Annotated in this window: 18 protein-coding genes; 13 read left to right on the forward strand and 5 right to left on the reverse strand. The window is 57.3% G+C overall.

Annotation, left to right across the window (positions count from 1 at the left end; translation table 11 throughout):
- Nucleotides 1-96: 96 nt before the first annotated feature.
- Complete coding sequence (locus NLK58_RS20470; protein WP_341581632.1) at nt 97-2,247, reverse strand: 3-hydroxyacyl-CoA dehydrogenase NAD-binding domain-containing protein; 2,151 nt, start codon at nt 2,245-2,247, stop codon at nt 97-99.
- Between the two features lie 30 nt (nt 2,248-2,277).
- Entirely contained in the window at nt 2,278-3,486 is a 1,209-nt protein-coding gene (locus NLK58_RS20475; RefSeq protein ID WP_117620120.1) for an acetyl-CoA C-acetyltransferase, read from the reverse strand.
- A 188-nt stretch (nt 3,487-3,674) separates the two neighbouring features.
- Between NLK58_RS20475 and NLK58_RS20480 the strand changes: the two genes are divergently transcribed.
- Entirely contained in the window at nt 3,675-3,938 is a 264-nt protein-coding gene (locus NLK58_RS20480; RefSeq protein WP_117620121.1) for a late competence development ComFB family protein, read from the forward strand.
- Nucleotides 3,939-3,951: 13 nt separating this feature from the next.
- On the opposite strand, the gene NLK58_RS20485 is transcribed toward NLK58_RS20480, so the two are convergent.
- Nucleotides 3,952-6,417: a DUF349 domain-containing protein gene (locus NLK58_RS20485; protein ID WP_117620122.1), complete on the reverse strand. Its 2,466-nt coding sequence runs from the start codon at nt 6,415-6,417 to the stop codon at nt 3,952-3,954.
- 174 nt (nt 6,418-6,591) lie between these two features.
- Between NLK58_RS20485 and NLK58_RS20490 the strand changes: the two genes are divergently transcribed.
- Entirely contained in the window at nt 6,592-7,062 is a 471-nt protein-coding gene (locus NLK58_RS20490) for a regulatory protein RecX (protein WP_117620123.1), read from the forward strand.
- An 18-nt stretch (nt 7,063-7,080) separates the two neighbouring features.
- Here NLK58_RS20490 and mltF read toward each other — a convergent pair whose 3' ends face one another.
- Nucleotides 7,081-8,598 carry a membrane-bound lytic murein transglycosylase MltF gene (gene mltF, locus NLK58_RS20495; protein ID WP_117620124.1) on the reverse strand — a complete coding sequence of 506 codons (1,518 nt, stop codon included), beginning with the start codon at nt 8,596-8,598 and terminating at the stop codon, nt 7,081-7,083.
- A 281-nt stretch (nt 8,599-8,879) separates the two neighbouring features.
- Between mltF and purL the strand changes: the two genes are divergently transcribed.
- The gene (purL, locus tag NLK58_RS20500; RefSeq protein WP_341581633.1) at nt 8,880-12,785 is read left to right on the forward strand and encodes a phosphoribosylformylglycinamidine synthase; all 3,906 of its coding nucleotides are present in this window, start codon (nt 8,880-8,882) and stop codon (nt 12,783-12,785) included.
- A 415-nt stretch (nt 12,786-13,200) separates the two neighbouring features.
- On the forward strand, nt 13,201-13,512 hold the full coding sequence (locus NLK58_RS20505; protein WP_117620126.1) for a YqfO family protein: 312 nt from the start codon (nt 13,201-13,203) through the stop codon (nt 13,510-13,512).
- A gap of 9 nt (nt 13,513-13,521) precedes the next feature.
- On the opposite strand, the gene NLK58_RS20510 is transcribed toward NLK58_RS20505, so the two are convergent.
- Entirely contained in the window at nt 13,522-14,073 is a 552-nt protein-coding gene (locus NLK58_RS20510; RefSeq protein ID WP_117620127.1) for an NUDIX hydrolase, read from the reverse strand.
- A gap of 96 nt (nt 14,074-14,169) precedes the next feature.
- Here NLK58_RS20510 and NLK58_RS20515 point away from each other — a divergent pair, with 96 nt between their 5' ends.
- The 9 genes from NLK58_RS20515 to purT all read left to right on the forward strand — a co-directional run bounded on the left by NLK58_RS20515 (nt 14,170) and on the right by purT (nt 22,639).
- Nucleotides 14,170-14,757 carry a CoA pyrophosphatase gene (locus NLK58_RS20515; protein ID WP_117620128.1) on the forward strand — a complete coding sequence of 196 codons (588 nt, stop codon included), beginning with the start codon at nt 14,170-14,172 and terminating at the stop codon, nt 14,755-14,757.
- A 229-nt stretch (nt 14,758-14,986) separates the two neighbouring features.
- Nucleotides 14,987-15,679 (forward strand): GntR family transcriptional regulator, encoded by a 693-nt coding sequence (locus tag NLK58_RS20520; protein WP_117620129.1) that lies wholly within the window; start codon nt 14,987-14,989, stop codon nt 15,677-15,679.
- Nucleotides 15,680-15,694: 15 nt separating this feature from the next.
- Complete coding sequence (locus NLK58_RS20525; RefSeq protein ID WP_117620130.1) at nt 15,695-16,120, forward strand: cobalamin B12-binding domain-containing protein; 426 nt, start codon at nt 15,695-15,697, stop codon at nt 16,118-16,120.
- Nucleotides 16,121-16,206: 86 nt separating this feature from the next.
- Nucleotides 16,207-17,628: an AMP-binding protein gene (locus NLK58_RS20530; protein WP_341581636.1), complete on the forward strand. Its 1,422-nt coding sequence runs from the start codon at nt 16,207-16,209 to the stop codon at nt 17,626-17,628.
- Complete coding sequence (meaB, locus tag NLK58_RS20535) at nt 17,629-18,609, forward strand: methylmalonyl Co-A mutase-associated GTPase MeaB (protein WP_117620132.1); 981 nt, start codon at nt 17,629-17,631, stop codon at nt 18,607-18,609. It begins immediately after the preceding gene.
- Nucleotides 18,596-20,293 (forward strand): methylmalonyl-CoA mutase family protein, encoded by a 1,698-nt coding sequence (locus NLK58_RS20540; RefSeq protein ID WP_341581637.1) that lies wholly within the window; start codon nt 18,596-18,598, stop codon nt 20,291-20,293. Before meaB ends, NLK58_RS20540 begins: the two co-directional genes overlap by 14 nt.
- A gap of 42 nt (nt 20,294-20,335) precedes the next feature.
- Nucleotides 20,336-20,893, forward strand: coding sequence for a cob(I)yrinic acid a,c-diamide adenosyltransferase (locus tag NLK58_RS20545; protein ID WP_117620134.1), 558 nt, complete (start codon nt 20,336-20,338; stop codon nt 20,891-20,893).
- Between the two features lie 285 nt (nt 20,894-21,178).
- Nucleotides 21,179-21,361, forward strand: a complete 183-nt coding sequence (locus tag NLK58_RS20550) for a DUF1289 domain-containing protein (protein ID WP_117620485.1) — start codon at nt 21,179-21,181, stop codon at nt 21,359-21,361.
- A gap of 87 nt (nt 21,362-21,448) precedes the next feature.
- Entirely contained in the window at nt 21,449-22,639 is a 1,191-nt protein-coding gene (gene purT, locus NLK58_RS20555; protein WP_117620135.1) for a formate-dependent phosphoribosylglycinamide formyltransferase, read from the forward strand.
- The last annotated feature ends 271 nt before the right edge of the window (nt 22,640-22,910 follow it).

Below are 22,910 nucleotides of genomic sequence, written 5' to 3' on the forward strand. Positions count from 1 at the left end.
AGTAACCGGAAAGCCTTTGGCGGTGCGCAGAAAGCAGAGAAATCTCGCAGTGAGAATGCCGGGAGGCGCTGTCATCCTCCTCCCGGCGCGGTGGCCTCAGGCGAAGGGTGAGTTGCTCTCGGCTCTCTCCAGCAGCAGTCTGGGTGGAGCAAAGCGCTCGCCATAAACGCTGGCAAGCTCTGTCGCCCGCTCTGTGAACGCTCTCACGCCATACTGATTAATGAATTGTAGGGTGCCACCAGTCCAGGGCGCATAGCCAATCCCGAAAATACTGCCGATGTTGGCGTCTTCCACCGTACGCAGAACACCTTCTTCCAGGCAACGGACGGTTTCAATGGCCTGGATGAATAGGATCCGGTCCTTCAGTTCCTGCAGTCTGACATTTCGGGCCTTCCGCGTATCCACGAACAGGTTCTCCAGCTCTGGCCACAAGTGTTTTTTGCCGTTGGCGGGGTAGTCGTAGAATCCGGCGCCTGCTGCTTTGCCTTTGCGGCCATGCTCGTTAACCATCGCATCAATCACCGCTTCCGCCGGGTGGGCGTTCCAGGTGCCCCCTGCGGTTTCGGTGTCTTTTTTGCTCTGGTTCCGGATGTGCTGCATCAGGGTCATGCTGACTTCATCGGATATCGCCAGCGGCCCCACAGGCATGCCCGCCAGTAGCCCGGCGTTTTCGATGCTGGAAGGGTGAATGCCCTCGCCGAGCATGCAGATACCCTCGTTAACGAAGGTGCCGAATACCCGGGAGGTGAAGAAGCCCCGACTGTCGTTCACCGCCACCGGGATCTTGCCAATCTGCTGCACGTAATCGAATGAGCGCGCCAAGGTTTCATCGGAGGTTTGTTCGCCAACGATGATTTCCACCAGCTGCATTTTGTCGACCGGGGAGAAGAAGTGCAGGCCGATAAAGTTCTCAGGCTTTGTCGAAGCTCCTGCGAGCTGGGTAATGGGTATGGTGGAGGTGTTGGAGGCAAAGATGCCATTGTTCACCAGCCAGGGCTCCGCCTCCTGTGTTACCCTGGCCTTCAGTTCGCTGTCCTCGAACACGGCCTCAATCACCAGATCGCAGCCTTCCAGATCTTCAGCGGAGTCGGTGGCCTTGATGCGGCCGAGAATGTCGGCTTTCTGTCCATCGGTCATCCGGCCACGGCTGACTTTCCTGGCCAGCAGATTCTCCGAATAACTTTTACCTTTCTCGGCGTTTTCCATCGAGACGTCTTTAAGAACCACCTCAATACCGCGGGAGGCCGTAGAGTAGGCGATACCTGCTCCCATCATGCCTGCACCGAGCACACCCACCTTGCGGAAGGTTTCCTTTTCAACGCCGTCGGGGCGGCTGCCCCCAGCCTTGATGGCGTTCAGTTGGAACCAGAAGGTCCCGGTCATGTTCTTGGCGACCTGGCCAATCACCAGCTCGGCAAAATACCGGGTTTCGATCAGGCTGCCATTATCGAAATCCACCTGGGCGCCTTCCACTGCGGCGGAGAGTATGCGCTCCGGCGCGGGGTAGCAGCCTTTGGTTTTCTGTTTCAGCATGGCCGGGGCAATGGCCAGCTTCTGGGCCATGGCGGGGTGATGGGGGGCGCCGCCTGGGATTTTGAAGCCTTTCTGGTCCCAGGGTTGCTGACACTTGGGATGGGCGTCGATAAAGGCACGGGCCTTGGCGATCATGCCCTCGTAGGAATCCGCCAACTCATCGACAATGCCGGCTTTCAGGGCGGCTTTCGGGTTTAACTTCTTGCCTTCCATCAGGTACGGGAAGGCAGCCTCAAGGCCAATCATCCGCGGAAGCCGCTGGGTGCCGCCACCTCCGGGCAGCAGCCCCAGGGTCACTTCCGGCAGGCCCAGCTGGATGCTGTCATCGTTAATGGCAACACGGTGATGGCAGGCCAGGGCGATCTCGAGCCCGCCGCCAAGGGCGGTGCCGTTGATGGCGGCGACCACCGGCTTGCCGCTGGTTTCCAGGAAGCGCATATCGGCTTTCAGGCCGTTGACCATATCCTCAAAGGTCTTGGCGTCTTCCCGGGTGACCTTGTGAAGTTCTTTCAGGTCACCGCCGGCAAAAAAGGTTTTCTTGGCCGAGGCAATGATCACGCCCCGGATGTTGTCCAGGTCGCCTTTGACCTTCGCGGTGGTTTCCGAGAGGGCTTCCCGGAAGACGGCATTCATGGTGTTGGCGGACTGGCCAGGTAGGTCGATGGTGAGGGTCAGGATCTGGTCTGAATCCAGTTCATAACGGATGGCACTCATAATCGGTTCTCCTTAAAAAAGTGGACGGGTTCAGACGCGCTCGATGATGGTGGCAATACCCATGCCGCCACCGACGCACAGGGTGGCCAGGCCGTAGCGTAATTCTCGCCGCTCCAGCTCATCCAGCAGGGTGCCGAGAATCATGGCACCGGTGGCACCCAGCGGGTGGCCCATGGCGATGGCGCCGCCGTTCACGTTCACTTTTTCGTCGGGAACCGAAAGTTCCCGCTGGAAGCGCATCACCACTGAGGCGAAGGCTTCGTTGACTTCAAACAGGTCGATCTGGTCGGCGGTCATGCCTGCCTTTTCCAATGCCTTGCGGGCTGCGGGGGCAGGGCCGGTGAGCATGATGGTTGGGTCTGTACTGGTAACCGCGGTGGCGACAACGCGGGCGCGGGGCTTCAGGCCCATGGCCTTGCCCTTGGCTTCGCTGCCAATCAGCAGGGCGGTGGCGCCGTCGACAATACCGGAGGAGTTGCCGGCGTGATGCACGTGATCGATCTTTTCCACGTAGTGGTATTTTTCCCGGGCCACGCCGTCGAAGCCCATTTCGCCCATCATCTGGAACGAGGGCTTGAGACCGGCGAGGGACTCAACCGTAGTGTTGCCGCGAACGTGCTCATCACGGTCTAGGATGACAACCCCATTCTGGTCGGTGACCGGAATAATGGATTTTGCGAAGTAGCCGTTCTGCCAGGCGCTGGCGGCTTTCTGCTGGGATCTCACGGCGAAACCGTCGACATCTTCACGGCTGAAGCCTTCAAGAGTGGCGATCAGATCAGCGCCGATACCCTGGGGCATGAAACCGGTGTGCAGATTGGTCTCCGGATCCGTGGCCCAGGCGCCGCCATCGGAGCCCATGGGCACCCGTGACATGGCTTCCACGCCGCCGGCAACCACCATGTCTTCCCAGCCCGAGCGCACCTTCATGGCGGCGAGATTGACCGCCTCGAGGCCGGAAGCGCAGAAACGGTTCAGGGTGACGCCCGCCACCTTTTCATCCCAATCTGCCGCCAGGGCCGCAGTCTTGGCAATATCCGCACCCTGGTCGCCAACGGCGGTCACGCAGCCCATAACAATGTCGTCGATCTGGGCGGTGTCCAGGCTGTTCCTCTCCTGCAGCGCGCGGAGCACCGTGGTCAACAGCGTGATGGGTTTGACGCTGTGGAGTGATCCGTCTTTTTTTCCACGCCCCCTGGGGGTGCGGACTGCATCGAAGATATACGCCTCGGTGGTCATTGCTTGTCCTCTGGCCATGTTGTTTTCGGGATTGATTTATCGATAACACAACCATAGCCGGTTGCAGCTGTGGGGTGTAGTGACGCGGTCTGCCAATCGCATTGGCGAAATTGCTCATGCACCATGACAAGCCGCGGTGTGGCTTCTATGGTGTTAAGAACCGCAGATGAATTCAGGAGGCGTTTGCCATGTCTCTGCGAGATGCAATCGACAATTTCTACGAACGGTTGGTGGTGGATGCGATTGACGCGACCCGTGAGGAGTCCGATACCGCAGATTATCTGACCGACGTCATGTGTGTGGCGCTAAACCGCCTGCCCACGCGCTATTACCGCCACTCCATCGATATGATGTTCTATCTGGCGGATGAAGAGCTGAAGGAAATGAAACAAAAATCCCTGGCCGCCGTGAAAGACGCCAGGGAATTTGTCCGGGAGCACCAGCGGCAGTGACCCGCTTATCTGCTCAGGAGTTGATCAGGTTGGAAAGTGCACCATTCAGGCGCTCTGCCAGTTCGCGATTCGCGGCCTCGCCGGTCGCGCCCAGGCACCAGTTCGCTACCAGCTTTTCCACGTCCCTGAGTTGATCGCCGCTGGTATCCGGGGACCCCATTCCGTCGGCCAGGCGCTGCACCTGGATTTCCATCCGGCGTTGCTGATCCGAATCCGGTGACGGCACGCCGCACAGGATTTCGGCGCGGATCACCAGCTCAGCCGGGTCCTGGCCGTCTGAAGCGTCTGCCAGTTCAGACCAGTGCTCCGGGGCCGCATCGATCACAGCCTCACCGGTCGCAGCTGCGAGCACAAGCGACCGCCAGGACGTCATTTTTGACTGCAATTGCAGGCCTGACAGAATCTGGGCCAGGCGCTGTTTTTCCTGCTGAACCTGCTCCCTGACACCCTTTGAAAGGGCAGCGGCATCAATTTCCCGGAGGGCGGAGAGCGCTGCCATTATTGCCTCCTCGTCGCTGTCGCCAGTCACCCCGGACGATTGCTGCAGGCTGGCTTTCGCAGCCTCGTCAGCGGCACGGTAAGCCTGTTGCTGTTCGCTGCGTTCGGTATCCCGGCGGGCGAATATCTGATCGCAGGCCTTGCGGAAGGCCTGCCAGAGTTTGCGGTCTTCCCGGTGACGGGTAATGCCAATGGCTTGCCAGTCAGTTTGCAGTGCCTTGGCTTTATTCATGGCATCCTGCAGAGGTTCGTGATCCACCAGCGCCTGGGCTGTCTGGACGATCTCCTGTTTCAGGCCCTCGTTTTTACGGCGCTCCTCATCCAGCGGCGCTTCCAGTCTTTTAAGCAGATCATCGAACCGCTTCTGAACCTGCCGGTTGTCCCGGAACTCCACCGGCCAGGCTTCCTTCCATTCCTGGCGGGCGGTCTGGTGAATGCGTTCGGTGGCTTTCCAGTCGATGGAAGACCAGTCGGCATTGTCCAGGAAGGTTTCCAGTTGCTCGCAAATGGCGGATCGCTTCTCCAGATTCGCCTGCTTCAACCCGGATTTTGCGGAGAAATACGCTTTGCAGGGTTCGTAGGCTTTGTCCGAAGCGGCTTTGAAACGGGACCAGAGGCTTCGGTCTGAAGATCCGCCCAGATCCCGCCATTCGTTCTGCAATTCCTTGATCCGCTCCGCCTTGGCTTCCGGGTCCATGGGCTGGTCGGCCAGGTATTCCATCTGCTCACACAGGGCAATCTGCTTTGGCTCTGTGGCAAAGCCCTGCCAGTCGGTAAGCTCTCTCAGTTGTCCGGTCAGAAGCTGCATCCGGGCCTGGAAGGGTTTGCCATGGCGATGGTCAAGGTCCCTCAGGTGCTGCTGGGCCGTCTTGAACAGTTGTTTCGATTCTTTGAGCTGTTTTGCCTCAAGGGCCTCTTCCAATTGTTGCAGATCGGTGTGCAGGCGAGCCGCCAGGGCTTTTTGTCGTTCCTGATCCGCCGGCGCTTCAACGGGGGATTTGCGCTTTCCAGCCAGCTTGCGAAGTGGCTCAAGCAGTGCCGGACTGGGATAGCCTTCCGGCCAACGGATTTCCTGGATCAGTGTTTTTGCCTGGGCGCGCTGATCCTCGGATGTGTCCTGCTTGCTGTCGAGGGCCGCGCTTAGCTCGGCAATCGTTTCCCGCTCCTGGTTGATGCGCCTCACCGCACTCAGATAGTTGCGCAGGGCGAGCATGGCGGTCTCGTAAGTTTTCTGCTCCTGCTTTTCGACGGCGGTATCCCGGGTTGCCTCAAGCCACCGGTTTTCCTGGGTCTTCTGCAAGGCATCCAGGGACGCTTGTGAGGGCAGGGTCTGCGGCGACTGCGCCTTGAGATCATCCAGAGTGCTGGTTAGCATGTTCAGGGTTTCCCGGCGCTGCAATGTCTGCTCGCGCTGGCGTTTTTCGTCCTCGGCAGCAGACTGGATGGCCGCTATCCTCTCCTTGCACCGATGAACCGCCTCCAGGAAAGTCTGGGCCTGTTCGGGGGAGGCGTGAGTTTCCACCTCTGACCATTGTTTCAACAAGGAATCCAGCCGGGCTTCGTAGAGTTTGGTATCGTCACTCTGTGCCTGATTCCGGGCGTGGCTGATGAGCGTGGCAATGGTCTGGGTGATACCTTCCTGGCGGGCCTGTTCCTCCCGCAGTTTCTGGAGCGTCAGTTTGACGGTCTGATACACCCCTTTGTCTTTGCTCTTGGCCCGCTTCTGAACCTGTTGCAGGCGGCTTTCTTCGGTCAACCGGCTGGCGGCAGTCTGGCGGATATCAGCCGTTGCGCCCTCAATCGCGATTTTTGCCAGGACATCCTGTGACGGGGAGCCTTCCATCGTTCTGAGCTGCTCCTCTCTCTGGCTGGCCCGCGTGTCTTCCTGCCCGACCGGGGCAGGTTGGGGGGCTTTCCGGCTTTTCGGGGCAGCATCGGGTGTCTTGCGGGATCTGAACAGTTTCTGGATGAACGCGGCCATAAGAGTATCCTTTGGTATTGAAACCAGTTCACGGTGTCGGGCAAAGTTAAGCCGCCACCGGCCATCGGCGCCCGGGTTCGGATGCCGGGTAGTTTCACCGGCCAGTCTGTCTGGCCAGCTGGAGAAATTCGCGGCTAGTCTAGCGTTTTGTATGCGTATGCGGAAAGGGTCTGTATGGCAAAACAGGAAAATCAGGACGATCAGGAATACAAGGCTCGGGCAACGGCCCTCAGGTTGCTGGCCAGGCGGGAGCACAGCCGTCTGGAATTGAACCTGAAACTCCGCCAGAGGAAAGTCCCGGGCGACGTTATCGAGGCTGTGCTCGACGAATACGAGAGTGAAGGCTGGCTCGACAATAACCGCTTTGCCGATGTCTATGCCCGCCAGCGAATGGACCTTGGCTATGGGCCCTTGCGAATTCTTGGGGAACTCCAGCAACGCGGGGTTCACCGCAGCCCGGTATGCCTGGATGACATGGCAGAGGAGGACTGGTGTCAGAAGGCCATCGATCTCAGGGAGAAGCGGTTTGGTCTGGCGGATCTCAGTGAAGACTGGGACGAGAAGCTTCGCCAGGCACGTTTTCTTAACCGGCGCGGGTTTTCGGCCAGTCAAGTGGAGAGAGCTCTGGAGGCCCGTTCACAGTAGCCGTTTGCAGTCGATGACTCAGAGTGTGGGTGGGATCATGCCCAGTTCCGGCGGCAGGCCCGCCCTGAGCTTGGATTCCGGGTACACATCCTGCGCCGGATTGTTGTTATCCCTTTTTTCTTCCATCTGAACGAATTGCGGTTTTTCCGGGGGAGGTGGCGGCGTGCCCGGTTCGTTGAGGCGGGCCAGCACATCATAGTAACGTCTGATGTTCTGAACGTAGACCACCGGCTCTTGGCCCCGGGCATAGCCGAAACGGGTTTTCGTGTACCACTCCTTCTGGGCCAGCAATGGCAGGAATTTTTTCACGTCCATCCACCGGTCGGGATCCTTTCCAGCGCCTTCCGTTAGCCTTCTGGCATCCTCAAGGTGCCCGAAGCCAACATTGTAGGAGGCCAGGGCAAACCAGGTCCGGTCCGGTTCCGGGATTCGCTCCGGAATTTTTTCACGCACTATCTTGAAATACTTGGCGCCGCCCTGAATGCTTTCTTCCGCATCCAGCCGGTTGTTGATGCCGATGTGGCTGGCCGTGTTGCGTGTCAGCATCATCAAGCCCCTTACGCCCGTGGGCGATACAGCGTTGGGGCGCCAATGGGACTCCTGGTAGCCGATGGCGGCGAGCAGTCGCCAGTCCATGCTGAAATCCCTGGCATAGTCACGGAACAGGGACTCGTATTTGGGCAACCGGTTTTCCACGTGGTGCATGAAGGTGCGTGCCCCGACATAATTCAGGCGGTCGAGATGACCGTAAAAGCGTTCGGAAATCTGGGCCAGAGTGCCGTTGGCCCTGAGCTTTTCCAGGAACTCCTCAGCGGCGGCGGCCAGTGATTTGTCCTGGGCTGCGGGAAAGAACCAGGCAAGCTTCCGGGGTTCCCCGATAGCAAAGGCCTCTTTCACCATGGGGTAGAAGACGTGGTTCAGGTCCAGTTCGTTGGAGGAGATGATCGCATACGGAAATTCTCCGCTTTCGACCCGGGTCAGTACTCCTGCGGCATCGAGGCCGGGGTGGACTTGCCACTGCAGGTCAGGGATTTCCGTCTGTGCCTCGGCGAGCCAGTCCTCGTGGTTGCTTTCGGCAACAACGTGGAGTGGTTTTCCCGCAAGATCAGCCAGAGAGTCAGGGCCTTCGACGTCTCGATTGTAGACCAGAACAGACTGAGCGGTAATGCCTGTCGGTACGGTGTGGTACTGGCCGGCAAGCGCCGGTTGCCCGGAGAGCCCGGCCATGCCGATATGGGCGTAGTTTTTCTCCAGCACCGAGAGGATTTCTGTATTGTCTTCGGCAACGCGGATGCGGAGTTTCACGCCCAGCCCTTCGGCAAAGAGCTTTACCAATTCATAGTCGTAGCCCGTCGGCCCGTCCTCTCCTTCAACATAAATCGAGGGCGCGACGCGAGTGATAACGTGCAGAACACCCTCTTCCCGGATTTCCTGAAGGGTGGTGGGCCGTGAGCAACCGGTAATAATAAAGGCCACACCAAGGAGAAGAAGGGTCCTGGCAGGTGCGCCTGCTATCGCAGTACGAAATCTCGACAAATCCTTGGTCTCCGTTATAGCTGGATCATCTGGTTACGGCGAACGTGAGGGCACCGTATCCTTTCCTATCCCGAGAGTGGATTCCCTTTCCAGCCTTTAGATGATCCTTGGTGTCGGAGGTCTGGTCAATAAATCTGGTTAATTAACATGCAAAACAATGTCAATTGTACTGTCCGGGGTTAACGTTTCCAGCGCTGTATCCTGACCCCGCTTTCGAGTATCATGGCGGCCTTTCAAATTGCACCCAGGCTTCCCCGTTTCGCGCGATACAGGTTGATATCATGCTTGAACTTCGCGGCGCACCCGCGCTCTCGCCATTCCGCTCCCGCAAATTGCATTCCCGGATTCAGGAAATCGTGCCTGAAATCGAGCATGTCTATGCAGAGTTCATGCACTTCGTTGATCTGGAGGCCGACCTTTCAGAATCCGAGCAGGCCATACTCGACCGGCTTCTGACCTACGGACCCAGTGTGCCAGTGGAAGAGCCCGATGGTGTGCTGTTCCTGGTTGTGCCACGCCCCGGCACCCTCTCACCCTGGTCCAGCAAGGCGACAGACATTGCCCGGAACTGCGGGCTCCGGCAGATTCACCGGATCGAGCGAGGTACCGCCTACTATGTGAGGTCTGGCCGCAAGCTGGGTCTGGCACAGCGTGAGAAAATTGCCGCACTGCTGCACGACCGCATGACCCAGAAGGTGTTTCACGAAATGGGCGGCGCGGAACTGCTGTTCAGCCATGAAGAGCCACGGCTGCTTGGACGGGTTCCGGTCCTGGCTGGGGGCCGGGATGCGCTGGTGGAGGCAAACTCACGTCTCGGGCTGGCGCTTGCAGAAGATGAAATTGACTACCTGGTCAAATCCTTTACGGATCTTGAACGGGATCCGACGGATGTTGAACTGATGATGTTCGCCCAGGCCAACTCCGAGCATTGCCGTCACAAGATTTTCAATGCCTCCTGGGATATCGACGGCGAGGGCCAGGAAAAATCCCTGTTTGCCATGATCCGCAACACCTATGAAATGAACAGCGAAGGTGTTCTCTCAGCCTACAAGGACAACGCTTCCGTCATTCGGGGCAGTCGTGGTGGCCGTTTCTACCCGGATCCTGAGACCGGTGTATACGGCTATAATGAGGAAGACATCCACATTCTCATGAAGGTGGAGACCCATAACCACCCGACGGCCATTGCGCCGGCGGCCGGTGCAGCGACCGGTTCCGGCGGTGAAATCCGGGATGAAGGTGCGACCGGCCGTGGCTCCAAGCCCAAGGCAGGCCTGGCAGGCTTTTCGGTCTCCAACCTGAACCTCCCCGATGATCCCCAGCCCTGGGAAATCAATTATGGCAAGCCAGAGCGGATTGCCTCGGCCCTCGACATCATGATCGAAGGCCCGATTGGTGGTGCCGCGTTCAATAACGAATTTGGCCGCCCCAATCTGGCCGGCTATTTCCGAACGTTTGAAGAGAAGGTGCCCGGTGCTGCCGGTGAGGAAGTGCGCGGTTACCATAAGCCCATCATGATTGCCGGCGGTCTCGGTAATATTCGTGAAGAGCATGTGGAGAAGGGCAACATTCCGGTGGGGGCCAAGCTTATTGTCCTCGGCGGGCCGTCCATGCTGATCGGCCTCGGTGGTGGTGCCGCCTCTTCCATGGATTCCGGCTCCAGTAATGAAAATCTCGATTTTGCGTCGGTACAGCGTGATAACCCTGAAATGGAACGCCGCTGTCAGGAAGTTATCGACCGTTGCTGGCAGATGGGTGACAAAAACCCCATCGCGTTTATTCATGATGTTGGCGCCGGTGGTCTCTCCAACGCCATGCCGGAGTTGGTAAAAGATGGCGGCCGTGGTGGCAAGTTCGAGCTGCGGGATATTCCGAGCGACGAGCCGGGCATGTCTCCACTGGAGATCTGGTGTAACGAATCCCAGGAACGTTATGTCATGGCCGTGGCGCCTGAAAACCTGGAGCTGTTCGATGCCCTCTGCCGCCGCGAGCGCTGCCCCTATGCGGTGATTGGTGAGGCGACCGAAGCGCACCATCTTGAGCTCGGCGATTCCTATTTTGATGACAAGCCCGTTGATCTGCCCATGGAGGTGCTGTTTGGCAAGCCGCCCCGCATGCACCGCAGTATCAGCCGCGCTTCGTTTACCAAACCGGTTTTTGATTCCACGAAGGTTGATCTGCACGATGCCATCCGCCGGGTTCTCCGCCTGCCGTCCGTGGGCTCCAAGAGCTTCCTGATCACCATCGGTGACCGCACCATCACAGGCCTGGTTGCCCGTGACCAGATGGTAGGGCCCTGGCAGGTTCCGGTCGCCGACGTGGCAGTCACTGCCAGCTCATTTGATGTCCGCACCGGTGAAGCCATGGCAATGGGCGAGCGTACGCCGGTTGCCACGATTGATGCGCCGGCATCCGGCCGTATGGCCGTGGGTGAGGTGATTACCAATCTGGCTGCGGCGCCAATCGGCAAGCTTTCCGACATCCGGTTGTCCGCCAACTGGATGGCCGCGGCAGGTCACCCGGGCGAAGACGAAAACCTCTATGAAACGGTTCGCGCGGTGGGCATGGAACTCTGCCCGGAGCTTGGAATTACGATCCCGGTCGGCAAGGACTCCATGTCCATGAGGACCATGTGGGAAGAGGATAACGGTGAGCAGAAGAGTGTAACCGCACCGCTTTCGCTGATTGTCAGCGGCTTTGCACCGGTCACTGATGTCGCGAAAACCCTGACCCCGCAGTTGGTGAAAGAGGCCGGCGAAACCGATCTGATCCTGGTGGATCTCGCCGCTGGCCAGAACCGCCTGGGCGGCTCTGCGCTGACCCAGGTTTATCGCGCGGTAGGGGCGGTAGCGCCGGATCTGGACGACCCCGAGGATATCAAGGCCTTCTTCGCTGTGATCCAGGGCCTCAATGCGGACGACAAGCTTCTGGCCTACCACGACCGCTCGGACGGTGGTTTGTTCGTAACCCTGGCTGAGATGTGTTTTGCCGGCCACTCCGGGGTCGACATCAAGCTTGATGGCCTGGCAGAAGACCGTACCCAGTTTGCACGGGAGCTGTTCAACGAAGAGCTGGGCGCCGTTATCCAGGTGCGCCGGGAAGACACCGGTTTTGTGCTGCAGCAGTTCTCGGCGGCCGGACTTGGAGATTACATCAGCGTTATTGGCAGCCCGAACGACACTGACCGGCTGCGCCTGACTTTTGAAGGCTCGACGGTTGTTGATGAGGCGCGCGTTGAGTTGCAGCGCCTATGGGCTGAAACGAGCTACCGTATCCAGTCCCTGCGTGACAATGCCGATTGCGCCCGGGAAGAGTTTGATAACCTGCTGGATGCCGAAGATCCAGGTCTTCACGCCGAACTTTCCTATGATATCAATGACGATGTGGCTGCGCCTTACATCAACAAGGGCGCACGTCCGAAGGTGGCTGTTCTGCGCGAGCAGGGTGTGAACGGGCAAGTGGAGATGGCGGCCGCGTTTGATCGCGCCGGCTTCGAGTCTGTCGATGTGCACATGAGTGATCTGCTCTCTGGCCGCGTGACTCTGGATGGGTTTAACAGCCTGGTGGCCTGTGGCGGCTTCTCTTACGGTGACGTTCTTGGCGCGGGCGAAGGCTGGGCGAAATCCATTTTGTTCAGCGACCGTGTCCGGGATCAGTTCGCGGCTTTCTTTAACCGGCAGGACACCCTGGCGCTCGGCGTCTGTAACGGGTGCCAGATGCTCTCCAATCTGCACGAGCTGATTCCCGGCAGTGAAGGCTGGCCGCGTTTTGTGCGCAATCAGTCCGAGCAGTTTGAGGCTCGCCTGGCGATGGTTGAAGTGATGCCGTCGCCGTCTGCCTTCATGGATGGTATGGCCGGTTCACGTATGCCTATCGCGGTCGCTCATGGTGAGGGCAGGGTTGAGTTCGCTGGCGGGACATCTGCCGCGGGCTTGTCTGAGAATGAACTGGTGGCCCTGCGTTATGTGGATAGCCGGGGTGAAGCCACTGTTCGCTATCCCTACAACCCGAACGGCTCAGAGGCCGGCATTACCGGGGTTACTACCCGTGACGGCCGTGTGACCATCATGATGCCTCACCCTGAGCGTGTGTTCCGCGCTGTTCAGCATTCCTGGCATCCCTCCGGGTGGCAGGAAGACGGTTCCTGGATTCGGATGTTCAGGAATGCGAGACGCTGGTTCGGCTGATTAATCGGCCGGAAAACAAGCCGGTTTTGGATGCGCTTGCAAGAAGCGTTTACTCCAAAGCCGGCTTTTTATTTGCTGCTCTGTTTTTCAGCGTTTTTCAAGATAAAAATACGAAAAAATTGGTAAAAAATCCCTTGACTGAGTATTTTTATGCACACTCGTGGTGCCTTCCTGTTTGTTCTGTGAGCAAAAACATGGAGTTCGGTTCAACTTTTGCTTGAAAGCTATAACTAATTGAAAAATAAATGAAAAAACAATCAGGTGATTTTGTCGCCAATTTGACGGGAGTTCAGTGATTGCGGGGTTTGAGAGCTTGTTCCCAAAAACTTTCCCCAGAGTTATCCACAGATTCTGTGGGTAAGTATCTAAGCTATTAATCTGTACAAAAAATATCCGATTTGAAGGAGGGTCTTCGATGTACAAGATGTGTTATTTCGTCCCGGAAACTCATGTCGAACAGACAAAACAGGCGCTGTTTGATGCCGGGGCGGGCCGCATTGGTGATTATGATCGTTGCGCCTGGCAGTGCCTCGGCAGGGGGCAGTTTCGCCCGCTGGAAGGGAGTGACCCTTTCCTGGGGAAAGCCGGTGAGGTTGAAGCGGTGGATGAATACAAGGTGGAGCTGGTTTGCGAGGATGATCTGATCAAAGACGCCCTTGCTGCGCTAAAGCGGGCTCATCCTTATGAAGAGCCCGCTTATGAGATTTATCGCCTTGAGGATTTGTAGCGGGCTGCTTTACTGGCGATCTCTTGCCATCGGGTGACGGATATCACTGACATGAACACCGAACGACTCACTCCTGTAATCGGTGAGGAACAGCTCCAGGGTTCGCTTCACGGTTGGGAAGGAGATTTCGTCCCAGGGAATGTCATCCAGTTCGAACAACCTGGATTCCAGGGACTCCTCACCGGCGCCGAATTGTCCGTCCTTCAGGGTGGCACGATAGAACATATGCACCTGGTTGATGTGCGGAACATCGATGATGGAGTAGAGGCCCTCGATGTTTACTTCTGCCAGTGCTTCCTCAAGGGTTTCCCGTTCCGCGGCTTCAATGGTGGTTTCGGCGTTCTCCATGAAGCCGGCCGGTAGTGTCCAGTAGCCGTAACGCGGTTCGATGGCCCGCCGGCACAGGAGTATCTTCCCTTCCCAGACAGGAACCGTGCCGGCAACAATGCGCGGGTTCTGGTAATGTATGGTATCGCAACTGACACAGACATAGCGGTGCCGGTTATCGCCTTCGGGGATGCGTTGTTCAACCGGGTGGCCGCATGTGCTGCAGTACTTCATGATTTTCCCCGTATACTTTATTGGTTTGGTAGTCAGTTTAACGATCCCGGCTGCCGCTGTCTCATTCAACATCAGGGTGTACTTTGGAGACAAAACTTGCGTGATCTACTTGCCGAGCGCCTGGCCGGCTATGCGCCCAGACAGCTTGCTCTGGATTATCCCGAAGCCGGTATTCTGGTACCTGTAACCGATGATCATCGAAACCCCGAAATGATCTTTACGCTCAGATCTGAAAATCTGAGCACGCACCGGGGACAGGTGGCGTACCCGGGCGGAAAACGCGATCCCGGCGACCCCTCCCTTGCGGCGACGGCGTTGCGGGAAACCCACGAAGAGATTGGTTTGCCGCCGGATCAGGTGCAGATTATCGCTCCGCTCAGCCAGGTGATGTCCCGTTACGGAATCCTGGTTACTCCGTATGTTGGCGTGATTCCCGGTGACCATCCCCTGAAGCCTAACCCTCATGAGATTGAAAGCGTATTCCGGGTGCCGCTGTCCTTTTTTCTGGAAGACAGGCGGGAAAGAACCGACGCTTTGAATTTTCTGAACCATACGTTTTACGTGCCCTGCTACCGTTGGGGGCGCTATCGGATATGGGGGCTGTCCGCAGTGGTTCTGGTGGATTTTCTCAACGCTGTGTACGATGCCGGAATTGATCTGCTTGAACCGCCCGAAGGAAGCTGACCGAATCTTTCGGTCTTCTATTCGTTCACTGATTTCTCCCTCCCTCTCTTTCTATCTCAGGTGTTTTCTGGTCCCGCCGTTTGAAAAATAACGGAGGGGGCATGTTTGCGCTCAAAAAAACACTTAAAGATAAGGCTAAAGTCTAATATGGTTAATCGGTGAACAGGTATTACATGGTGAATACTGTATGCAAACGATATCGAAGGAGCTGTGTCGTGGAGTTTGTTCAATGAAGAAAATCCAAACCGAGAAGAACCTTCCAGAGCTCATTTACGATTCGGTGGTTAATGCCATCGTTGAAGGTTTGCTCAGGCCGGGTGAGCGGGTTACCCAGGAAAGCCTGGCCGAAAGACTGGATGTCTCACGGTTGCCGGTGAGCCAGGCAATGCAGCGTCTACGCGATGACGGTTTCCTCTCCGCCGTGGGGCGTCGGGGCCTGATGGTTTCCGTACTTGATGAGAATTTTGTGGCGCAGTTGTACGAATTTCGATGCGGCATTGACCTGATCAGTGCAGGGCTCGCCGCCCAGCGGGCGGATGCCGGGTCGCGAAAACGTGGTGAGGCCATTATCGAGGATGGCTATGCAGCAGGAAAGGCAAACGACCTTCCCGCTCTTATCGACGCCGATATGCGCTTTCACGGCTTCATCTATGAGCTGGCGGGAAACACCTTCATTCTGGATTCAATGGAGGCCCATTGGAACCATGTAAGGCGTGTTATGAGTGACATCCTGATCGTGGAAAAAAACCAGAAACAGATCTGGGAAGAGCATGCGGCAATACTCGATGCGGTATTGGCCGGTGATGCCCGGACGGCTGAAACCCTTGCGAGGCAGCATGTGGAAACCGCATCAAAGTGGCTTCAGCAAGAAATTCAAGACTCCCGTGAACCTCTGAAAAGAAGCGGTGGCGCAACTAGTTAATCCAAGGAGAATGCGATGCAAAACAATGACAATAATGCAGGTGTGATTCGGGTAATGCTGGCAAAGATCGGTCTTGATGGTCATGACCGAGGCATAAAGGTGGTCGCGCGTGCTCTAAGAGATGCCGGCATGGATGTGGTGTATACCGGACTGCATCGAACGCCCGAGGAAGTAGTCGATGCCGCTATCCAGGAGGATGTCGATATTCTGGGTATCAGCTTGCTCTCGGGTGCGCACATGCACATTTTCCCCAAGGTACTGGAGCTTCTGAAAGACAGGGAAGCGGAAGACATGATCGTTGCGGGTGGTGGTGTCATTCCGGACGACGATGTCGAAGAGCTGTACCAGATGGGCGTCCACAAGATTCTTCTGCAGGACACTCCTCCCCAGGAAATCATTGATTCGTTCCGGCAATTGGTCGCAGACCGTGGTGTCCGATAAATCCGGCACTATGGCGGTCGGGCAAAGCCGGGCGCTCAAAACAGGTTTCCTCAGATGACAACCAATAACAATATCAGGAGTCTCCGATGGAAGAGTGGAATTTCCCCCCCAGTTACAGCAACGACTATTTCCCCGACCCGAACAACCCCTACTGGTTTCGGGATCGCGAAACGATGGATCCTGAAAAACGAGATGAGTTAATTGTTGCGCGCATCCGCGAAGTGATGGCCTATGCTTACGATCACTCGCCATTTTACCAAAGCAAGTGGGACGAGGCCGGTATAACGGCCAACGACATCCGTACCCTTGCAGACTTCGAACAGGTTCCCGCCGTTACCAAGCAGGAGCTGCGTGACTCCCAGGCGAAAAAACCGCCATTCGGGGACTATCTTTGCTGCCCGGAAAGCGAGATCCATCATATCCACGGCACCTCTGGCACAACCGGCCGGCCCACCGCTTTTGGTATTTCCCGGCGTGACTGGGAGACCATTGCCAACAACCATGCCCGAATCATGTGGGGTATGGGCCTGCGGCCGGGAGATACGGTGTTTGTCGCTGCCATCCTGAGTCTCTATATGGGATCCTGGGGCGCGTTGATCGGTGCTGAGCGCTTAGGCTGCAAAGCCTTCCCGTTTGGCGCGGGTGCTCCCGGAATGACGGCGCGAGCGGTCACCTGGTTAGGGATGATGAAACCCGCTGGACTCTACTCCACACCTTCCTATGCGCTAAGGCTGGCGGAAGTGGCCCGAGAAGAAGGCGTTGACCCCAGGGAGTTCGGTATCAGGGTGCTGTTCTTTTCCGGCGAGCCGGGCGGTTCCATCCCCTCCATCCGGGATAAGATCCAGGATATCTACGGTGCCAAAGTGGTGGATTGCGGAACCATGGCCGAGCTGACGCCCTGGATGCACGCCTCTGGCAGTGCCGACACCGAGGGTATGCTGCTGTGGCAGGACATTGTCTACACGGAAGTGGCAGACCCCGATACCAACCGGCGAGTTCCCTATGGTGAGCAGGGTACGCCAATCTATACCCATCTCGAGCGAACCTCCCAGCCGATGATCCGCATGGTCTCCGGCGATTTGACCCATTGGGTGATGGAAGACAATCCCTGTGGCCGAACTTATCCGAAATTGCCCAAAGGCATCTATGGCCGTATCGACGACATGTTCCAGATCCGGGGTGAAAACGTTTACCCCAGCGCCATCGCTGAAATTCTGGAAGGCCTTGCGGGTTATGGTGGTGAGCACCGGATTATCATTTCCCGTGGTGGCTCAATGGACGAGCTGGCCGTGCAGGCAGAATTTGACCAGGAGACCAGGCGCAGAGGCCCGGATGCGGTCAGGGCGTTGTCAGAACGGGTAGAGGCCGAATTCAGTCGCGTGCTGGGTGTCCGGGCAAGGATTGTGATGGTCGAGCCGGACACCTTTCCGCGCACCGACTTCAAGGCCCAACGGGTGGTTGACGACCGGGACCTTTACCACAGCCTTAACCAGAAACGTGGGGGTTAGATGATTAACCGCATATCTTCGATGGCGCTGGCGGAACGGGTGGGGGAGGGACACCCCCGCGCCATCGCCAGGCTTATTACCCGCGTTGAAAGTGGCGGCGACCCTGAAGTGCGCCAGGCCCTGGCGGCGCTCTACAAGAGCACCGGCCGCGCCCATGTAGTGGGCATTACCGGTGTACCGGGGGCAGGGAAGTCGACCCTCGTTACACAGCTGGTCCATGAATACCGGGCCAGTGGCCGTAAGGTCGGTGTCGTTGCCATTGACCCCTCAAGCCCGTTTTCCGGTGGTGCGATCCTCGGTGATCGTATCCGCATGGGAGACTTGGTTTCCGACCCCGGGGTATTCATTCGCAGCATGGCCACCCGGGGAACCCTAGGTGGCCTGGCGAGACCGGCCCTGGACGCCGTCGACCTCCTGGATGCAGGTGGGTTTGATGTGGTCCTGATCGAGACGGTCGGGGTGGGCCAGGACGAAGTTGATATCGTGCGTGCGGCTCATACCACGGTGGTTGTCAACGCGCCTGGTCTGGGCGATGACATTCAGGCCATCAAGGCAGGGGTGCTTGAGATAGCCGATGTCCATGTGGTGAGCAAAGCCGACCGGCCGGACTCCAACAAAACCATCCAGGAACTCAAGGCCATGCTGATGATGAGCTTGGAGCCGGGTGAGGGCATCTGGCGGGTGCCGGTGGTACCGACCAGTTCTGAAAAGCACACCGGTTTCGGCGAGCTGATGGCCGCGATTGACCGTCACGCAGAGCACCTGGAGCGAAGCGGCGAAATCACCGAGCGGCGCCGCCAGATTGCTTTAACCCGGGTGGTGAAGGTCGCCGAAGAGATTGTCCGGGACAATTTTGTACGTGACAGCAGGTCGCAAACCGAAGAGCTGCTCAAAAAGGTTACTCAACGCGAACTGGATCCCCACGGCGCCGCGGTGATCTTGCTAAAAGCCATGAAGGAGACGATTCATGAATCACACTGACCAGTATGACCCCGCTGCACTCAAGCATATTGAAAAAGAGTTCAACGAGTGGGAAAAGAACGAAGTGTCGTCCTTCATAAAGCGGGCGCCGGAGAGTAAGTCAGAGTACACCACCGCGTCGGGGATGCGGACGAAGCGCACGTATACGCCACTGGATGTCAAAGACACCCCGTTTGAGGACGTTGGTTTTCCCGGCCAATATCCCTTCACCCGGGGGCCCTACCCCACCATGTACCGTGGCAAGAACTGGACAATGCGCCAGATTGCCGGTTTCGGTACTGCCAGGGAAACCAACGGGCGCTTCAAATACCTCATTGCCCAGGGCCAGACCGGGCTGTCGATCGACTTCGACATGCCTACCCTGATGGGGTATGACTCGGGCCATTCCATGAGCCAGGGTGAGGTGGGCCGCGAGGGTGTCGCCATCGACACTCTGGCGGATATGGAGGAGTTGTTCGACGACATTGACCTGACAAAAATTTCCGTCTCCATGACGATCAACCCGTCAGCCTGGATACTCTACGCCATGTACATTGCCCTGGCGCAGAAGCGCGGCTATGACCTCAATGACCTCTCGGGCACCATCCAGAACGACATTCTCAAGGAGTATATCGCCCAGAAGGAATGGATATTCCCGGTGCGGCCGTCGGTTCGCCTGGTCCGTGACTGCATTCAGTACGGATCCGAGAACATGAAGCGGTACAACGCCATCAACATCTCCGGGTACCACATATCGGAAGCCGGTTCGACCGCTGTCCAGGAAGTGGCGTACACAATGGCGACCACCATGGAGTACGTTCAGACTGCAATCGACGCCGGGGTGGATGTTAATGAGTTTGGTCCCCGCCTCTCGTTCTTCTTCGTGAGCCAGGCAGACTTCTTTGAAGAGATTGCCAAGTTCCGGGCGGCCAGGCGGGTATACGCCAAAATCATGCGGGAAAAATTCGGCGCCACGAAACCCGAGGCAAGCCGGTTACGTTTCCACGCACAAACCGCGGCAGCGACCCTGACCAAGCCGCAGTATACGATCAACCCGATCCGCACCGCGCTTCAGGCACTGTCTGCTGTGCTGGGTGGCGCTCAGTCGCTGCACACCAATGGCATGGATGAGGCCTTTGCCATACCCACCGAGGAAGCGATGCGAATCGCCCTGCGAACCCAGCAGATCATTGCCTACGAAACCAACATCACCCAGGTGGTGGATCCATTGGGTGGTTCCTACTATGTCGAAAGCCTTACCGATGAGATTGAACGGGAAGTCTGGAAAATCCTTGATGAGGTTGAAGAACTTGGTGGCACCCTCCAGTGTATTGACGATGGCTACTTCCAGAGAGGCATATCCGATTCGGCCTATGATTTCGCGCTACGCAAGGCCAGCGGGGAGCGACCGGTCATCGGCGTCAATATGTTCGTCCAGGAGGAAGAGGATGTTGAGATTGAAACCCACCCACATGATCCGGAAACCGAGCGCCGGCAGATTGAGCGCCTGAACAAGGTCAGGAACAATCGCGATGAAGAAAAAGTCCAGAGTCTGCTCACGCAGTTGAAAGAGCAGGCCGAGGACGAATCGGTAAACCTTATGCCCATAACCATTGAATTGGTCAAAGAAGGGGCTTCGATGGGCGATATTGTTGAAACCCTGAAAGGCATTTGGGGAACCTACCGGGAAAAACCTGTAATCTGACCGGCTTCGTTGATGGATGGAACCGGGTCACGGGAGAAATGAATGGTCAGGCTCACCAAGATATATACGAAAACCGGAGATAAGGGCGATACCGGCCTGGGTGATGGTAGCCGGGTCGCCAAGTACGATCCGCGTGTGGAAGCCTACGGCACGGTGGACGAAGCAAACGCCGTTATTGGCCTGGCGCGGCTGCATGTCGACGAGACGCTGGACAGGATCCTGGCACGCATCCAGAACGATCTGTTTGATGTCGGTGCCGATCTTTGCACGCCTGTTGTGGAAAATCCGAAATATCCGCCACTCAGGCTTGCAGACTCCAAGACCCTTGAGCTTGAGCAGGAAATAGACCGGTTCAACGCGGATATTCCGTCCCTGCGATCTTTCATTCTCCCGGCGGGCAATCCCGCAGCAACGTATCTTCACCATGCCCGGACAGTGACTCGCCGGGCTGAGAGGATCATTGTTCAGTTGAAGGAAGAGCAGGAGATTAGCCCCTCGGTGCTGGAGTATATGAACCGCCTGTCTGATTTGCTGTTCGTGATGGCCCGCTATTCGAATGCCAAGGGAAAAGGCGATGTGCTCTGGGTACCCGGTGAATGACATCCGCTAACGATGAAGGTCCTGGGGTTTGATATTCTCGTCTCCCGAGCACGGTGGCCGGCGCCGCGCCGCAGTGTCCCGTCTGGCTAATTCGCAGTAGATTAGCGAATTAGCCAGACGGGACACTAGTGTACCCACTGTCGGATCTGGGGTATGGCAACATCTGGAGGAGCCCCTGACCGAACAGGTATTAGAAGCAGAGGCCAGGAAAGGTTAAAGTGAGCGCCTTTGGGCCACATAGTTTTCCACTTGGTCACGGTTAAGCAGTCAGGTGAGGTAGGCAGGATGAAAGTCGCCGATAAGGTACGCTCGCCCTGTGTGAGCATTTGCGCGCTGGACGAGAATGACATTTGTGTTGGTTGTCATCGCAGCGGAGAGGAAATTACGCGGTGGTCTCGGATGAGCAACGAAGAACGCCGTGACGTGCTGCGAAAAGTTGCCGAGCGTGAAAGCAAGGTTTTGGTCTAGATTGTTATGTTCATTAGGGCAATCGCGTTTATGGCGTCGCCGGGCAATATTGGGCATTCGTAGATACCACACAGGACAGGCAATATCATGACTGACACAGTTCGAATTGGTACTCCTCTGAAAGAAAACGCCTTCAGGGTTCTCTTTTGTGGTTCCGGAGAGCTGGGCAAGGAAGTTGTCATCGAGCTTCAGCGCTTTGGCGTGGAGGTCATCGCGGTTGACCGTTATGCCAATGCTCCGGCCATGCAGGTTGCCCATCGCAGCCACGTTGTCGATATGCTGGATGGAGAGGCCCTTCGCCGCATTATTGAGGCGGAAAAGCCGAACCTGATTGTGCCTGAGATAGAAGCTATCGCCACTCCCGAACTGGTGAGGCTGGAGCGCGAAGGCTATCACGTGATTCCCACCGCACGGGCCGTTAACCTGACAATGAACCGGGAAGGTATCCGTCGCCTGGCCGCCGAGGAGCTCGGGCTTGCTACATCGCCGTACCGATTCGCGGAATCGAAAGAGGAATATCTCGCGGCGGTCGAGGCCGTCGGTTTGCCCCTGGTGGTGAAGCCGGTCATGAGTTCGTCCGGCAAGGGGCAAAGCCTGGTCAGGTCTAGCGATGATATTGAGGCTGCCTGGGATTATGCCCAGACCGGTGGTCGCGCCGGTAAGGGGAGGGTGATCGTTGAGGGGTTCGTGGACTTCGAATACGAAATCACCTTGCTTACCGTAAAGCATCGCGACGGCATTTCGTTCTGTGATCCGATCGGGCACCGTCAGCAAGACGGGGATTACCGTGAGTCCTGGCAGCCGCAGCCAATGAGTGAAAAAGCCCTGGCCCGTTCCCGGGAAATCGCCGAAGCTGTTGCCGGCAACCTTGGTGGCTATGGGGTCTATGGGGTGGAGCTGTTTGTTCGGGGCGACCAGGTATGGTTCTCCGAAGTGTCGCCGCGCCCCCACGACACCGGGCTGGTTACCCTGGTTTCCCAGGATTTGTCAGAATTTGCGTTGCATGCCCGCGCGATCCTGGGGCTGCCAATACCGGCGATACGCCAGCAGGGGCCATCTGCTTCCGCAGTGATATTGCCTGAGGGAGATTCCGATGCCGTTTCCTACTCCGGGCTTGAAAAAGCGTTAGCTGAGCCTGATATCTTTCTCAGGCTGTTTGGTAAACCTGAACTGAGAGGGCGCCGCCGTATGGGGGTGGCTCTTGCGACCGGTAGTTCGATTGCCGAGGCGAGGGAAAAAGCGACCCGGGCGGCGGCCGCGGTAAAAACCGAGTTTTGACGGTACATTGTCGATTTACCGAAAAAGTTATAACGAACCGTTGACACCTCTGAGCAGGTCTGTAGAATGCGCCTCTCTTTCGAGGGACAAGCCACTGACACAGGGGCTTCTTGAGGGAGTAACTGCTTGAAAGCGCTGAAGAAATTGAGTTGAAAAAATTCTTCAGAAAGCGATTGACAGGAAAGCGATTCGCTGTAGAATGCGCGCCTCGAAACAGGTAGTAAGCCGGTAAGTTTTTCGGCGATTTCCGGAGACGGAAGCAGCGAAAAAT

The organism is Marinobacter metalliresistant (assembly GCF_038098645.1).
Classification (GTDB): domain Bacteria; phylum Pseudomonadota; class Gammaproteobacteria; order Pseudomonadales; family Oleiphilaceae; genus Marinobacter; species Marinobacter metalliresistant.